This is a genomic window from Pseudomonas sp. AC355 (genome assembly GCF_979258205.1).
Genome location: NZ_OZ409843.1, coordinates 2,632,953 through 2,648,110, shown reverse-complemented (window position 1 = coordinate 2,648,110; position 15,158 = coordinate 2,632,953). Strand labels below are relative to the sequence as shown.

At 59.3% G+C, this 15,158-nt stretch carries 16 protein-coding genes, 3 tRNA genes and 1 pseudogene; 9 read left to right on the top strand and 11 right to left on the bottom strand.

The window, feature by feature from the left end; all coding sequences use genetic code 11:
• Positions 1-63: 63 nt before the first annotated feature.
• Complete coding sequence (locus ACZ0AI_RS12510) at positions 64-702, bottom strand: response regulator (RefSeq protein ID WP_463562184.1); 639 nt, start codon at positions 700-702, stop codon at positions 64-66.
• Positions 699-3,671, bottom strand: coding sequence for a sensor histidine kinase (locus tag ACZ0AI_RS12505; protein ID WP_463562183.1), 2,973 nt, complete (start codon positions 3,669-3,671; stop codon positions 699-701). The genes ACZ0AI_RS12510 and ACZ0AI_RS12505 overlap by 4 nt, the downstream gene beginning before the upstream one ends.
• A 312-nt stretch (positions 3,672-3,983) precedes the next feature.
• Between ACZ0AI_RS12505 and ACZ0AI_RS12500 the strand changes: the two genes are divergently transcribed.
• From ACZ0AI_RS12500 to ACZ0AI_RS12460, 9 genes and pseudogenes are all read left to right on the top strand, one after another.
• A complete protein-coding gene (locus ACZ0AI_RS12500; RefSeq protein ID WP_463562182.1) occupies positions 3,984-4,271 on the top strand; it encodes a hypothetical protein in 288 nt (95 codons plus the stop codon).
• Between the two features lie 247 nt (positions 4,272-4,518).
• The gene (locus ACZ0AI_RS12495) at positions 4,519-4,797 is read left to right on the top strand and encodes a type II toxin-antitoxin system RelE/ParE family toxin (protein WP_463562181.1); all 279 of its coding nucleotides are present in this window, start codon (positions 4,519-4,521) and stop codon (positions 4,795-4,797) included.
• Positions 4,797-5,084, top strand: a complete 288-nt coding sequence (locus ACZ0AI_RS12490; protein ID WP_463562180.1) for a HigA family addiction module antitoxin — start codon at positions 4,797-4,799, stop codon at positions 5,082-5,084. The genes ACZ0AI_RS12495 and ACZ0AI_RS12490 overlap by 1 nt, the downstream gene beginning before the upstream one ends.
• A 79-nt stretch (positions 5,085-5,163) precedes the next feature.
• Positions 5,164-6,309: a hypothetical protein gene (locus ACZ0AI_RS12485; RefSeq protein ID WP_463562179.1), complete on the top strand. Its 1,146-nt coding sequence runs from the start codon at positions 5,164-5,166 to the stop codon at positions 6,307-6,309.
• Positions 6,310-6,605: 296 nt separating this feature from the next.
• The gene (locus tag ACZ0AI_RS12480) at positions 6,606-6,977 is read left to right on the top strand and encodes an excalibur calcium-binding domain-containing protein (protein WP_463562178.1); all 372 of its coding nucleotides are present in this window, start codon (positions 6,606-6,608) and stop codon (positions 6,975-6,977) included.
• A 42-nt stretch (positions 6,978-7,019) separates the two neighbouring features.
• On the top strand, positions 7,020-7,232 hold the full coding sequence (locus tag ACZ0AI_RS12475) for a hypothetical protein (RefSeq protein WP_463562177.1): 213 nt from the start codon (positions 7,020-7,022) through the stop codon (positions 7,230-7,232).
• Positions 7,233-7,315: 83 nt separating this feature from the next.
• Positions 7,316-7,512: pseudogene (locus tag ACZ0AI_RS12470) on the top strand (tyrosine-type recombinase/integrase); the annotation flags it as partial.
• A 70-nt stretch (positions 7,513-7,582) separates the two neighbouring features.
• Entirely contained in the window at positions 7,583-7,828 is a 246-nt protein-coding gene (locus ACZ0AI_RS12465) for a FitA-like ribbon-helix-helix domain-containing protein (RefSeq protein WP_463562176.1), read from the top strand.
• The gene (locus ACZ0AI_RS12460; protein WP_463562175.1) at positions 7,825-8,241 is read left to right on the top strand and encodes a PIN domain-containing protein; all 417 of its coding nucleotides are present in this window, start codon (positions 7,825-7,827) and stop codon (positions 8,239-8,241) included. The genes ACZ0AI_RS12465 and ACZ0AI_RS12460 overlap by 4 nt, the downstream gene beginning before the upstream one ends.
• A gap of 83 nt (positions 8,242-8,324) precedes the next feature.
• Here the strand turns inward: ACZ0AI_RS12460 and ACZ0AI_RS12455 are convergent.
• The 9 genes from ACZ0AI_RS12455 to ispE form a co-directional block, all read right to left on the bottom strand.
• A tRNA-Met gene (locus ACZ0AI_RS12455) sits at positions 8,325-8,401 on the bottom strand.
• A gap of 127 nt (positions 8,402-8,528) precedes the next feature.
• A complete protein-coding gene (locus ACZ0AI_RS12450) occupies positions 8,529-10,283 on the bottom strand; it encodes a sensor domain-containing diguanylate cyclase (RefSeq protein WP_463562174.1) in 1,755 nt (584 codons plus the stop codon).
• Positions 10,284-10,526: 243 nt separating this feature from the next.
• The gene (gene ychF / locus ACZ0AI_RS12445; RefSeq protein WP_463562173.1) at positions 10,527-11,627 is read right to left on the bottom strand and encodes a redox-regulated ATPase YchF; all 1,101 of its coding nucleotides are present in this window, start codon (positions 11,625-11,627) and stop codon (positions 10,527-10,529) included.
• A gap of 34 nt (positions 11,628-11,661) precedes the next feature.
• A complete protein-coding gene (pth, locus tag ACZ0AI_RS12440) occupies positions 11,662-12,252 on the bottom strand; it encodes an aminoacyl-tRNA hydrolase (RefSeq protein WP_463562172.1) in 591 nt (196 codons plus the stop codon).
• 53 nt (positions 12,253-12,305) lie between these two features.
• Complete coding sequence (locus tag ACZ0AI_RS12435; protein WP_463562171.1) at positions 12,306-12,926, bottom strand: 50S ribosomal protein L25/general stress protein Ctc; 621 nt, start codon at positions 12,924-12,926, stop codon at positions 12,306-12,308.
• Positions 12,927-13,038: 112 nt separating this feature from the next.
• Entirely contained in the window at positions 13,039-13,980 is a 942-nt protein-coding gene (locus ACZ0AI_RS12430) for a ribose-phosphate pyrophosphokinase (protein WP_463562170.1), read from the bottom strand.
• 42 nt (positions 13,981-14,022) lie between these two features.
• A tRNA-Gln gene (locus ACZ0AI_RS12425) sits at positions 14,023-14,097 on the bottom strand.
• A 59-nt stretch (positions 14,098-14,156) separates the two neighbouring features.
• A tRNA-Gln gene (locus ACZ0AI_RS12420) sits at positions 14,157-14,231 on the bottom strand.
• Between the two features lie 25 nt (positions 14,232-14,256).
• Complete coding sequence (gene ispE / locus ACZ0AI_RS12415) at positions 14,257-15,132, bottom strand: 4-(cytidine 5'-diphospho)-2-C-methyl-D-erythritol kinase (RefSeq protein WP_463565932.1); 876 nt, start codon at positions 15,130-15,132, stop codon at positions 14,257-14,259.
• Positions 15,133-15,158 lie beyond the last annotated feature (26 nt).

Here is a 15,158-nt window from a genome sequence, read left to right as displayed (position 1 = left end):
GCGGTGGGGGCGAGTTGCGTAATGTTAATTAAGGTTAAGGGCGGCGGTTAACGTTGCGACATCTCAGCCCTGCGGCCAGGCATCGATGACCCCGCGCTGCATGGCGATGGCCACCGCGTGGGTGCGGTTACGCGCCTTGAGCTTGTCCATGATGCTGCGCATATGGCCCTTCACCGTGTCTTCGGAAATCGCCAGTTGGGCAGCGATATCGCCATTGCCCAGCCCCTGGGCAACGCTGCTGAGCACTTGGATTTCGCGGGCGGTGAGGGTGTCCTGGGTGATGGCGTCGAACAGCTCGCTGGCGATCGGTTCAGGGAAGTAGCGCTTGCCCGCCGCCAGGGTGCGGATGGCCGTGACCAGTTCCTTGCGCAGCATGCTTTTCAGCAGGTAGCCACGGGCTCCGGCCTGCACCGCCTGCAAGGCCCGCGCGTCGCCGCTGTAGGTGGTGAGCACGGCGATGCAGGCATCACTGAACTGCCGGCGAATCGCCTGAATCGCTTCGGTGCCGTTGAGGCCGGGCATCTGCAGATCCATCAGGGTCACGTCCGGGCGCAGCGCGGCGAAACGCTCCACGGCCTGCAGGCCATCGGCGGCCTCGCCAACCAGCAGGATGTCATCGTGGGCTTCGAGCACCGCGGCGATGCCTTCGCGCAGTAGCGGGTGATCGTCGACTACCAGCAGGCGAATGGGGGAGTAGTTCATGCATCGTCTTCCGTTCGGGGGCGCGCTGTCAGCCAGCGCCGCCAGACACTTCGGGTTGGCCCGGCATACGCCAGGCGGGCGCTCAGTTCCAGCTGCACGCGGGTTCCGGTACCGGGCAGCGGCCGCACCTCGAGCCGTGCGCCGACACCGCTGGCGCGCTCGTGCATACCGCGAATGCCCCAGCGCCCTGGCCGGCCTTGTGCTGCGGCATACGAGGCGGGGATGCCCTGGCCATCATCATCGATGCGCAACTGGAAGCACCGCGCACCATACACCAGCCCGATCTCTATCCGCCGTGCGGCGCCATGGCGTAGCGCATTGCCGATGGCTTCGGCGGCGATGCGGTAGGCCTCGTCGTGCACTGCTGCCTGCAATGCGCGCCTGTGGCCTTTGACCTGTACGGTAAAGGCAATGCCCGGTTCATCCAGCGTTGCCCCCAGGCGTTCGAGCGCGGCGGGCAAGTCGATACCTGGGCTCGGCTGACGCAGTTCCTGCACGCGCTCGCGGCCTTCGTGCATCAGCTCGTCGGCACGATCCAGGGCGTGCTCCAGGCGTGGCCGCGCGGGGTGGTCGGCTGTCAGCGTGTCGGTCGCTGCCTGGAAGCGCAGCATCAGGCCCTGCAAACCTTGCAGCAGGGTGTCGTGTAATTCTCGGGCGATCCGCTCGCGTTCGCTCTGTTGGGCTTGGAGCCGGAGTTGCAGGCGCCGTCGATCCCTGTGCACCACCAGACGATGCAGCCACCACAAGCCAAGCAGCATTGCCGCGCCCAGCGGCAGGTAAAAGATCGGGCGCAGGTAGAACACCGGCTCCACACTGAACGCCAGCACGTTCGGGGCTGCCGGCTCGCCGCCGCCCTGGTCGAAGGCCTGCACCTCGAAGCGGAAGTCTCCAGCCGACAGTCCTGTATAGATGGCCCGGCGCTGGCGCCCGGCTTCGATCCAGTCGCGGTCATAGCCCTGCAAGCGGTAGCGGAACGACAGACTCTGTGGTGCCCGCAGGTTCAGCGCCGTGTAATCGATGACGATGCGTTGCGTATCGGCAGGTAATCGCAGTGCGGCTTGCAGCGGCATGGGCGCACCGTCCACCTGCAGCGCTTCGATCACCACCGGCGGCAACGGCGGGGCGGGCAGTTGGCGGGCCGGGTCTATCCAACTCACCCCGGCGCTGGTGGAAAACCACAGCCGCCCATCCGGCCCGGCCACCGCCGTGGGCAAGGGCAGCACCCGGTAGGGATCGTTGGCCAGGCTGCCGTCCAGGCCGATGGAACGGTAGCGCAGGCGGTGCTGCGGCTCGGCCAAGGCGCGCTGCAACTCGGCCGTAGGCAGCTGCACGATGCCGGCCTTGCCATGCACCCACAGATCGCCGCCAGCGCCGGGGAGGATTGCGTAGATATTCTCGAACTGGCCGTTGTCTGGCAGGTGCAGGGTCTGGAAACGCTGGCCATCGAAGCGCGCCAGGCCGTGCTGGCCGCCCACCCAGGACGTGCCATCGTGATGCAGTTGAGCCGTAACGTGGCCGATGGTCAGGCCATCCGCCGCGCTCCACTGGCGCACCTGATCGCCCAGGCGTGTGACCAGCAGATTGTCCCGGTAGCCGAACCACAGACGGCCGTCGCCATCGGTACCTGCACTGACCGGCATCAGTTGGCTTGGCGCCTCGCTGGGGCCGGCTATCGCCTGCCAGTCCGCACCGCGCAGCACAAAGAGCCCGAGCCGGTTGATCGACACCCACAGGGCACCATCCGCGCCAACCGTCATCGCCCGTATCGAGGCATCGTCCGGTGCCTGTGCGGGTAGTTCGGCCTGCCGCTCGATGCCCGCAGGCGTACCGCGCCAGACCCCATGGGGGCCGCCGACCCAGACATTGCCAGCGGTAGTGGCGATCAGGCTGGTGACCGGCTCGGGCATCGGCCAGCGCTGCAAGTCGTTGCCCAGCAGGCGCATCAATCCCTGGTTATTGCTGGCCGCCCATAGCGCGCCGTCAGTCGCTATCGCCAGTGCGGCATTCAGCGTGCCGGCGGGTAGCGGTGCGGCGCTCAGCTCGCCGAGGCGAAAACGATCAAGGCCGCCACTGCTGCCAGCCCACACCGTGCCGTCGCGATCTTCCAGCAAGGGCCACAGGTAATCGGCACTCAATCCCTGGGCACTGGTGAGCTGTTCGGCATCAGCCTTGTTCAACGGCGCATCAGCGGCCGGATAACGACGCAGCCCGTTGCCCGGTGTGCTCGTCCAAAGCCCGCCGCTGTGGTCGAACAACAAACCGTTGATGGGCGAGTCCAGAGCCTGGCTCTGCAAGCGCGGCGCCCGTCCTGGCAGCACCCGGTGCAGGCGATTGACGTAGCGCTCGGCGACCCACAACGTGCCGTCCGCCGCCTGGGCGATCTGGCTGGCCCAGTCGAGCTCGCCCGCTACTTCAGTGAAATGCTGCGCACCGGCAGGGCGCTGGTACAACCGCGTGCTGCTCGCCGCCCACACGCCACCATTGCGGTCGACGAACACCGCGCGGGCGCTATTCGCCATAAAACCTTCGGCCTCACTGACCCGTTGCCAGCGCTGCCCATCGAAACGCGCCAGCCCGTCATGGGCGGCAGCCCAGAGCGCGCCGCTGGCCTCGCGCGCGAAACCGTAGAGGGCGCCGGTCGGCAGCCCGTCCCCAGGCGCGAAGTAGCGGGAGGCCTGCCCCTCGATCAGCCGTGCGCCACCGGCCCGCAGCCCCACCCACAGGCCAGCATCCACCGCCAGCAGGCTGGCTACCGTGCCCAGTGGCTGATCGTCGCTGGGAAGATAGGGCACGAAGTGGAAACCATCGAAACGCAGCAGCCCGTCATCACTGCCTAGCCACAGGTAACCATCTGCCGTCTGCGCCAGTGCGCCTACCTGGTTGGGGCCGTCATCGTCCGCCGTCGTCCAACGGTGATGCTCGCGCACCGCCAATGGTTCCGCGTGAGCCGTCAGCACGGCTAAACTCATCAGCACAGCCAACAGCCAGACGCAGCCGCGCTTTGCCAATACAGGCAGGCCGTCGGTTAGGGGCAGGAGAGGGCAGTTCACGGCAGGCAGTCAGGGTAAACGCGGAAACGCCGATTGTGCGCCCAGGCTTGCAGCGATGCCATAGTGTTAGGGTGACAGGCAGCACAGCACAACGAATGTGGGTGGGACTAAAATTGCCGCCCCCAACAGGCCTGCACGAATCGGTTTACAGCTGTGCACTGAACTCAGAGCTACCAACGCCGCTCTGAATGTTCACCTGCATCGATAATCACCAGCCAGGAGGGCTGAGTCATGGGATTGGAAGACCACGAATGGTGGCGTGAAGAACGCCGCCAACAGGGACATAGCGCATCATGGGACAACTTCAGAGCCAAACCTGAAAACGACACCCCCACGCCTGACGCCAGCGTCCTCAGAATTCAGCGCCCCGCCAAACTGCGCGTTACCCCCTCTTATCTGCACCTACACGCCCAACAGCTCCTCGACGCCCGCGAAGGCTCCAGCACCAGCCGCTTGCTGCTGATACTCGGCGTGGTCGCCTGTGGGTCGATGGTGGCGGTGGGGTATTTTGTGTTTTAGGTGTTGTTTAGCTGGATTCAGTCTCATGAAGTAGAAGGCTTATTGTTTGGTAAGCCTTTTTGTTTTTGGGAGATCGGATACTGAGAATTATGAAAAAGCGCCACTTCCCGCGGTTAAAGCTGGAAGCTAGCAAAAACTGGGCTTCAAGCCGGCTCCCGAGGTGGCGCCCCTTCGCTAAGCTGTCCCTGATACTCATCTAGGAATATCTGAATTTGTTGCGTGTTGCGCAACATGCTACGCTTCGCCAATGATCAAGTCTTTCCAGCACAAAGGGCTACGCAGGCTCTTCGAAACAGGCAGCACGGCAGGTGTACAAGCAACCCATGCCAAACGGTTACGGATGCAGCTGGCAGCACTGGATACAGCCATGACGGTAGACGACATGGATATCCCTGGCTTCCGCTTGCATCCACTCAAGGGAGAAATGCGTGGGCGCTGGTCGATCATGGTGAATGGCAACTGGCGGCTGACGTTCGAGTTTCGCGACGGAAACACTTATGTCCTGGATTATGAGGATTATCACTGATGAACATGCACAACCCGCCTCATCCCGGTGAATTCATCACCGATATCTACCTGGAGCCGAACGGCATCAGCGGTCGTGAGCTGGCCGAAAAGCTGCGCGTAGCCCCCTCGACCCTAAGCCGTGTACTCAAGGGCACTAGCCGTGTTACGCCGGAAATGGCCCTACGCCTCTCGATAGCACTTGGTCGCTCGCCTGAAAGCTGGCTAGCCATGCAGGATGCTTACGACTTATGGAATGCCCGCCAGCACGTAGACCTGCAGCAGGTTGGAAGGCTGGCGTTTGCATGAGCGAGTTAAGAAAGCTACTTGTGCGAGTAAGCCTCTAAACTGTCTCTAAGTCGTGAAGCTCGATAAAGGTGCAGTATTCATGCCGTATCATATTAAATTTGAATGTCCTCCAATGGGAGTCGCTCTCTCATCAGGTAGAAGTGGCGAGGAAGTTGCAGTTGCATATCGTGAATTTACTTCCTCTGAAGATGGGGAAGTTTTTATTTCTCGGTTGGAAAGTTTTCCTTCCGGTGTTCTTGACTTGCTAAACATGGTTCCAGCAATTAAGCCGTCTTCAGTTGATCATCTTGTTGTGTTGATTAAGTCAGATGGTAGTGCGGATGTATATATAAATGAATTGGAAATCATAGGGAGGGCTAGGGTAAGACGTTCTGTTAAGAAAGGAGATCCTGTTTTCGATGGTGATATTGTTGACTTTCAGGAGATTACTTTTGAAGGGCTTGATATTCCTGATGATGTAGCGGTAATGGTTCTATTTTCTCAGGGCTGGAGAAAGGGCCTTTTCTTTGACTTTGGGCCAATACTTCCTACTTCGATTAAGAGAGATTTTAGTCTGTTTAGGGTTCTTGGTGGTTACTATAGCTATCTTGCTTTCCAGCAGTATTTTAAAATTACAGATGGTGAGTGGGATAGCTTATTAACGTCAGGTTGGTTTCCATTTGTCGGTTTACAATCAAGTACTTTAAAATCCTTGATCGCCTATGTCCGGCAAGGTTGGGATCCTGATCAGTTATTGGTAGACATTGCGTCTAGCATTAAGGAACGTATTGAGCAGCTTAAAGTTGTCTGGGCCACTCAGGATCTTCTTCAGCCACATTTAGATCTGTTTTCATGCGCGTTAGAGCGTTTTGATCATGAGGATTATATAAGTGCCACTGCAATTCTTTATCCAAGAATTGAGGGGCTCTTGCGTGGCATGCAAGCAATATCCGGAGGAACTTCTTTTAAACAGGACAAGTTGGTCGGTGCTCCCTCAATAATTGCATCCAGACATGTGCATCAATACTCTCGATTGCTTCCTGAAAAGTTCCAGAGGTTCTTAGAGTCCGTATACTTTGCCTCCTTTACACCCGATAATGTAACTTCGCTCTCCCGGCATACTGTCTCACATGGTGTGGCGCCTGCAGAACTATATTCTTTAAAAGCAGCAGTGCTCGGTATTCTAATCGTTGAGCAACTTTGTTTTCATCTGCCGCCGCGTCCTTCTACTGATAAGGGTTCGTGAGTGTTTTTTTTGCTCAGAATGTTATTCTAAATACTCTTCTATATCTTTAATTAAAGCCGTCTCTCCGGTACTATCAAACGCTGCTATGTATTCGAATACGATTTCAGCTTGTAGGTTTTGGAGGTGATGTCTCTTGCTGCTGCGGCATATGATGTGCCCTTTTTTATTATCATTTCGCTTTAGCAAGATAAACACTCCCTGTTCATTTTTATAGGATCCGGCCAACCCTGCCTGAGATAAGGTGCTTTATTCTCTACGCCGCAGGAGTGGAGAACACATAGGCAAAGGAGTGCAGCATGAAGAAAATCATCGTTTTATTGGCTATGGGCTTTGCGGTCTGGCATTTCTATCTGAAACCGCCAAGCAGCCCGGTGATCACCAATATCGGAGCGGATGGTTCGGTACTGAGCAACCCGGTGATCGAGCAGCCAGCGCCCGCGTTTTCCCTCGAGCGCTTCATACCCACGTTCGCCTCGGCGGGGACAGAAGCTCAGCCAAAGCCCCAGTCACAGTCCACCTCGACCTTTCGTTGCGACGGTCGTCAGCACTGCTCGCAGATGAGCTCTTGCGAAGAGGCAACCTACTTTTTACGCAATTGCCCAGGCACGAAGATGGATGGCAATAACGATGGCGTGCCCTGCGAGCAGCAGTGGTGTGGCTTGCGATGAAATACCCGATCCCTGAGATTATTGGCCGGAGAGAGTCGGCAGATGAAATCGAATGGCTCTAACCCATCACTGCTTATGGTGCCGAGAGGTGTTGAGGATGGCGCTTGCATCACGGGCGAGTGCCAGCAAGACGACCCAGACCACACTGAGGACTTCCTGCTGGCCGAGATCGTTCGCGCCCGCTCAGGTGGTGAAACCGTATCGGTGGATATCGATGATTTGATCGCCGAAGCCAAGGCCGGCACTCATGAGTAATCCGAACGAGGAGAGCAAGTCGCCACGGCCGCATTCGCGGAACGGTTCTCCGTGCGGGTGTAGTGGTTTATACACGACGGGCCAAGCTAACCCACATCCTGCGGCACACCTTCGCCAGTCATTACATGATGGGGGGAGGGGCATTCTCAGTTTGCAGCGCATCCTGGGGCACTCATCCATCACGATGACTATGAGGTATGCGCACCTGTCGCCTGATCACTTAGCCTCGGCCCTTCGACTATCGCGACTGCAGCAGAGCAGCTACGCCATTGCCTTGTAAACATGTGTGCATGTCCACATGCATGCAAGCATGATAGCAATGACTGCATTGATTTCATTTGGAGGGCTCCATGGCAACTATCACTATTCGAAATCTGGATGATGACCTCAAGGCCATGCTGCGCGTTGTTGCTGCTAACCACGGGCGTTCCATGGAGGAAGAGGCGAGATTGATCATCCGCCAAGCGTTGACCAAGCAAGACAAAAAAGGTGGTTTGGGTAGCCGCATTCATGCCCGTTTTTCTGCGCTGGGTGGTGCTGACCTCGAAGTGCCTGATCGAATCACCAAAGCCAAGGCTGCGAGCTTCGACGAATGATCCTGATAGATACCAACGTGCTGTCGGAGCTGATGAAAGCGAAGCCAGCGCTAGAGGTTCTGTCCTGGATTGATCAGCAGCCTGCAGGTGAGCTTTATATAAGCTCCATTACTGTGGCTGAAATCCTCTATGGAATTGCTCGACTGCCTGACGGTCAGCGCAAGACGGCTTTTGCTGATCTGGCGGAGTTGATGTTCGATGAGGACTTCTCTGGGCGTGTTCTGCCGTTCGATACAGATGCAGCGATTCGCTATGCCAGTTTGGCTGCAGCTAGCGAGGCGAAGGGGCGAGTGTCAGATATGGCTGATGCGCAGATCGCTGCCATTGCGGCTTTATACGATGCGCCTGTTGCTACGAATGTCCGGCACTTCGATCACCTAGGGGTTCGCGTCATAAACCCTTGGGTTGATTGATCGTAGTGGACACACCGTAGTCACTTTGTAGTGACTAGCGCGCACAAAAAAGGGCTTACCTTTCGGTAAACCCTTGTTTTGTTTGGTGGCTACGCAGGGACTTGAACCCCGGACCCCAGCATTATGAATGCTATGCTCTAACCAGCTGAGCTACGTAGCCGAGTGGCGCGCATTTTCCGCATCTGCCCCTAATGTGTCAAGCCCTGGGGCAGAATAAATTTACGCACTTTCAATTGCTTAGCCGAGCGGCTGCGGTTTTTTCGTGGGCGTTGGGTGATGGCGTGGCTTCAGCCGACCTCGATACGGTTGCGGCCGTTCTTTTTGGCGCGGTAGAGGGCGGCGTCGCTGCGGCACAGTGCGGTGTCCGGGGTGGTGTCCTGGCGGTCGAGCAGGGCGATGCCGATGCTCAGGGTCAGGCGGATCTGTTGGTCGCCGATGAACAGTGGCTCGTCCTTCAGGCAGTGCTGCACACGGCAGGCGAAGTCTCGGGCCTGGATAAGGCCCGCGCCGCTGAGTACCACGGCAAACTCTTCTCCGCCGACACGGCCGGCCAGGTCACTCTTGCGCAGCTGCTCGCGGAGGATGCGGCTGAAATGGCGTAGTGCCTGGTCGCCGATTGCGTGGCCCCATTTGTCGTTGACGCGCTTGAAGTGATCCAGATCGCACATCAGCAAGCTGGAAACGCCCACGTCGCCGCGCTGGATACGGGCCAGTTCGGTTTCCAGGTAGCCCATGAATACCCGGCGGTTGGCGAGCTGGGTGAGGCCGTCGAGGGAGGCGAATTCCTGCAGTTCGCTTTCGATGCGCTTGCGTTCGGTGATGTCGGTGACCACGCCGTGCCAGAAGATGCTGCCGTCTGCTTCGCGCTGCGGCCGTGCTTCGCCCAGACGCCAGCGTAGGCCTTGGCGGGGGAGCAGCACGCGGTATTCGATGTGCCAGGTGCTGAGCTCGTGCTCCGCCTGCTTCCGGGCCTTCTGGTAGATCGCGATGTCGTCCGGGTGTACCAGCGCATGGAGGATTTCCGGGTCTTGCTGTATCTGCTCGCGGGTTACTTCGAACATGTCGTAGACGCCGGCGCTGGCATAGGTGATGTGGCCTTTGCCGTTCGGCAGGCTGCGGAACTGGAAGACCATGCCGGGCACCTGGTCGGTCAGCCGGGTGATCAGCTCGACACTGCGCTGTAGGCGCTCGGAGAGCTCGCGCAGAGCAGTGATGTCGGTGGTGGTGCCGAGCATGCGCAGGGCATTGCCCGACTCGTCACGGGTGACCACCTTGCCGCGGCTGCACACCCATTTGTAGTTGCCGTCGCGGCACCGCAGGCGGTGTTCCACCTCGTAGTTCTCGGTGTGGCCGCGCAGGTGCGCTTGCAGGGCCTGCTGCACGTAGATGAGGTCATCGGGGTGGACGCGTTCGTAGCTGTCCGCGATGCGGTTACTGACTTCTTCTTCGGCGTAGCCGAGCAGCGCTTTCCAGGCGGTGGAGTAGTGGATCTCGCCGGTGACCACGTCGCGATCCCAGATGGCCGTACCGCTGCCCTGAATGGCCAGGGCCATGCGGCTTTCCTCGGCGAGCAGGGTTTCGCTGGCCTGGCAGGCAGCGGCTTCACGGCGGATCTGTTCGAGCAGGTTGGCGGCGCTCTCGGCGATATCGTGCAGGGACAGTAATTGCTCTTCACTGAGCCGCTGGGGCTTGGTGTCGGCCAGGTAGAACACGCCCAGGTAGCCACCCTCACTGCTGCGCAGCGGATAACCGGCGAAAAAGCCGGGCGGCGGTGCAGCCTGTGGCGCGGTGTCGAGTCGGGTGTCGGGCAGCAGCAGGGGCGAGTGGCCGAAGCTGGTGCGTATGACCAGTTCCTGCAAGTAGGCGCTGAATGTATCGGGCAGGCGCTGCTCGGGCTCTGTAGAGCCGCTGAGGAGGGTGTCGGTTGCGATCCTTGCGAGGGTTACGCCACTGAGGCGTTTTGCGAGCCGGAACAAAGCGTCGAAACGGGCTTCCGCGGGGGCGGCGTTCGACGATTCCTGCAGCTCATCGTCAGGTTTCAAGGTACTGCGCCTGCTGGTGAGGGCAGGGCCAGTATACTGCGGCGCTAGAGCAAAGCGATGGTGGGTGATGGCTAAATGCCGCCATTTTACCGCCGTTCGTCTGCTTGGCAGTGATGGAATGCCTGCAGGTGCCGTGGTTTCAGGCTTTCAGGGCTTTTCAGGCGGGTGCAGCAGGCTAGGCGAGGGCATGCAGAAACGACGAAGCCGCGTTTCTACGCGGCTTCGTCTGGTCACGGGGGCGGCTTAGACGTTAAAGCGGAAGTGCATCACGTCGCCGTCCTTGACGATGTATTCCTTGCCTTCCAGGCGCCATTTGCCCGCTTCCTTGGCACCGGCTTCGCCCTTGAACTGGATGAAGTCGTCATAGGCGACGACCTCGGCGCGGATGAAGCCTTTCTCGAAGTCAGTGTGAATCGCAGCAGCGGACTGCGGTGCAGTGGCGCCGACCTTGACGGTCCAGGCGCGCACTTCCTTCACGCCAGCGGTGAAGTAGGTCTGCAGGTTGAGCATCGAGTAACCGGCACGGATCACGCGGTTCAGGCCTGGCTCGGTCATGCCCATGGTCTCGAGGAACATCTGCATTTCTTCCAGATCGTCCAGCTCGGCGATTTCGGCCTCGATCTTGTTGCACACCGGTACCACGATGGCGCCTTCGGCGTCGGCGATGGCTTGCACCACGTCGAGCAGCGGGTTGTTCTCGAAGCCGTCTTCGGCGACGTTGGCGATGTACATCACCGGCTTGGTGGTCAGCAGGTGGAAGGTCTTGGCCAGACGCTTCTCGTCGTCACCCAGGGTCTTGAGCAGGCTACGGGCCGGCTTGGCTTCGGTGAAGTGCGGGATGAGTTTTTCCAGCAACGCTTTCTGCGCCACGGCTTCCTTGTCGCCGCCCTTGGCGGTACGGGTGACGCGCTGCAGTTGTTTCTCGCAGCTGTCGAGGTCGGCCATGATCAGTTCGAGGTCGATGATCTCGATGTCACGCTTGGGGTCGACGCTGTTGGCGACGTGGATGACGTTGTCGTCTTCGAAGCAGCGCACCACGTGGGCGATGGCGTCGGTCTCGCGGATGTTGGCGAGGAACTTGTTGCCCAGGCCTTCACCTTTGGACGCGCCTGCTACCAGGCCGGCGATATCGACGAATTCCATGGTGGTGGGGATCACACGCTCGGGCTTGACGATCTCCGCCAGGGCGTCGAGACGCGGGTCGGGCATCGGTACGATGCCGCTGTTCGGCTCGATGGTGCAGAACGGGAAGTTCTCGGCCGCGATACCGGATTTGGTGAGGGCATTGAACAGGGTGGACTTGCCGACGTTGGGTAGGCCGACGATGCCGCAATTGAATCCCATGGTGTGTCCCTCGCGCCAAAGGCGGTAGATAAAATTAGAGAGTGGCTTTCTGGCTGTGCAGCTTGCGCATCGCTACCGTCCAGTCACCGGCGAGTATTTCCGGGAGGACGTCGAGGGCGAAGCCGATGCTGGTATCCAGCAGTTCCTGCTCGCCACGCGGAGCGCGGCCGAGCACGAAGTTGGAGACCATGCTGGCGTGCCCGGGGTGACCGATGCCGAGCCGCAGGCGGTGAAACGTATTCTGGTTGCCGAGTTGCGCGATGATGTCGCGCAGCCCGTTATGCCCACCGTGCCCGCCACCCTGTTTGAGTTTGGCGACGCCGGGAGGCATGTCGAGTTCGTCGTGGGCCACCAGGATTTCTTCGGGCTTGAGCTTGAAGAAATTCGCCAACGCCGCCACGGACTGGCCGCTGCGGTTCATGAAGGTGGTGGGGATGAGCAGACGAACTTCGCGGCCCTGGTGATTGAACTTGCCCACCAGGCCGAAATACTTGCGATCTACGCTGAGGTTGACGCGCTGGCTATCCGCCAGGCGCTCAACGAAAAGGGCCCCTGCATTGTGCCGGGTCTGGTCGTATTCGGGGCCCGGGTTACCCAGGCCAACGATCAGTTGTACGGCAGTCATACAGGAGCCCTTTCTTGAAGCTGGCGTGCACCTAAGTGCACAGCCCGTCGATATTACTCGGCGGTGCTTTCGCCTTCGCTGTCTTCTTCTACACGAACGCGCGGCAGGTGGATGCTGGCAACCGGCAGATCGCTACCGTGGGCCAGAGCAACCAGCTCAACGCCTTTCGGCAGTTTGATGTCGGACAGGTGAACGGTCTGGTCGACTTCAACGTTGGCCATGTCGACTTCGATGAACTCCGGCAGGTCTTTCGGCAGGCAGGAAACTTCGACTTCGTTGGTGCTGTGCAGCACTTCACCGCCGCCTTTCTTGACGCCAACCGAAGTGGCTTCGTTGATGAAGTGCAACGGTACGTGGGCGGTCAGTTTCTGGCCGGCAACGACGCGGATGAAGTCAGCGTGCAGAACGAAGCCTTTGGCCGGATGGCGTTGCAGGGCTTTGATCAGAACGTTTTCTTTCTTGCCATCAACGGTCAGGTTCAGCACGTGGCTGAACGCAGCTTCGTTTTCCAGCAGCTTGGCGAAATCTTTAGCAACCAGGCTGATGGACAGAGGCGCTTTGTCGCCACCGTAAACTACGGCAGGAACCAGGCTGGCGTTACGACGCAGGCGGCGGCTCGCACCTTTCCCCAGGTCGGAACGCGCTTCGGCATTCACAGTAAATTCAGCAGTCATTTCACTTCTCCAAAATAACCAAACCGCCCGTTACGCTTGCGACCAGCGACGGGGCGGTTCAGTGAAAGACCTGGCCAAATGGCCAGGCATGTTTTCTCAACGGCGTTCCGGGTTAGCGGAACATCGCGCTGATAGATTCTTCATTGCTGATGCGGCGTACCGCTTCAGCGACAACCGGCGCGATGTCCAGTTGACGAATACGCGAACAGGATTGCGCGGCAGCGGACAACGGGATGGTGTTGGTCACCACCAGTTCGTCCAGCACCGAGTTCTCGATGTTCTCGATGGCGCGGCCCGACAACACCGGGTGCGTCGCATAGGCGAACACTTTGGCAGCACCGTGTTCCTTCAGCGCCTTGGCCGCGTGGCACAAGGTGCCGGCGGTATCGACCATATCGTCGACCAGGATGCAGGTACGGCCTTCCACGTCACCGATGATATGCATCACTTCGGAGTGGTTGGCTTTCTCACGACGCTTGTCGATGATCGCCAGATCCACACCCAGCGACTTTGCCACGGCGCGAGCACGCACCACGCCGCCAATATCCGGGGAGACGATCATCAGGTTTTCGAAGCGCTGATCTTCGATATCGTCCACCAGTACTGGCGAACCGTAGATGTTATCTACCGGGATATCGAAGAAGCCTTGAATCTGATCCGCGTGCAGGTCGACGGTGAGAACACGATCGATGCCTACGACGGTCAGCATGTCGGCCACAACTTTGGCGCTGATTGCCACGCGGGCGGAGCGCGGACGGCGATCCTGGCGTGCATAGCCGAAGTAGGGGATGACAGCCGTGATTCGGGTGGCTGAGGAGCGGCGGAAGGCGTCTGCCATCACGACCAGTTCCATCAGGTTGTCATTAGTTGGCGCGCACGTCGGTTGAATCAGGAACACGTCTTTACCGCGGACGTTTTCGTTGATTTCAATCATGATTTCGCCGTCGGAGAATTTTCCGACCGAAGCATCACCGAGGGGGATGTGCAGCTGACGAACGATACGTCGCGCCAGATCGGGGTTAGCGTTCCCCGTAAAGACCATCATCTTGGACACGCGCAGTACCTGTCGGCTGAGGGTAACCTGGATGAGTAAAAATGGCAGGGGCGGCTGGATTCGAACCAACGCATGCCAGGATCAAAACCTGGTGCCTTACCGCTTGGCGACGCCCCTGTATCGTGTGTGACGCAATGCTGCTCAATTCGGTATTACGAGCCACCCTTGGGTGGTTATGGCAGGGGCGGCTGGATTCGAACCAACGCATGCCAGGATCAAAACCTGGTGCCTTACCGCTTGGCGACGCCCCTGTAACGTATAACCGATGCTACGCATTCACTTCCTGACCAGTTCTTGTAGCCTGCGATGCAACATCGAAACGTTGGCACCTTGTGCAACAAAACTTGGCAGTGTGGCTGGAAGTTGGCGGGCGACTTTATCAGCATCGTCCCTGTTTGGGAAGCTCCCAAACACACAAGCTCCAGTACCGGTCAATCTTGTTGGAACAAATTTGTTCAGCAAGATCAGCGCGTTACGAACAGCTGAGTAACGCTTCTCAACGACCGGCTGGCAGTCATTACGACCACCCCCCTCAAGAAGGCTGCGAACTTTAATGGGCGGCGTATCGCGTGTCAACTCAGGGTCGGAGAAAACTTCTGCTGTGCTGACAAGCACTTGCGGTACAGCGACGAGAAACCAGGGTTCCGGTAGCGCCACCGGCGTGAGTTTCTCGCCGACGCCTTCGGCGAATGCCGCACGGCCGCGCACGAATACCGGCACGTCGGCGCCCAGGCCCAGGCCCAGTGCTGCCAGGCGATCTTCGCTCCAGTCCAGCTTCCAGAGATGAGCGAGGCCGAGCAGGGTGGTCGCCGCATCCGAGCTGCCGCCGCCTATGCCACCGCCCATGGGCAGCTGCTTGTTCAGCCAGATGTCCGCCCCCAGGTCCGTGCTGCTTTGCTCCTGCAACTGCCGCGCGGCGCGCACGATCAGGTTGCTGTCGTGGGGCACGCCGTCAATCTCGGTATGCAGGCGGATGACGCCATCTTCGCGCAAGCTGAAGCCGAGCTCGTCACCGTGATCGAGGAACTGAAACAGGGTCTGCAGTTCGTGATAACCGTCTGCACGGCGGCCAAGGATGTGCAGCATCAGATTGAGCTTGGCCGGAGCCGGCAGAATCAGTTCGGCGTGAGCAGGGATGGCGTGAGTCGTCATGGGGCGATGGCTGGCGAGAGGGGATG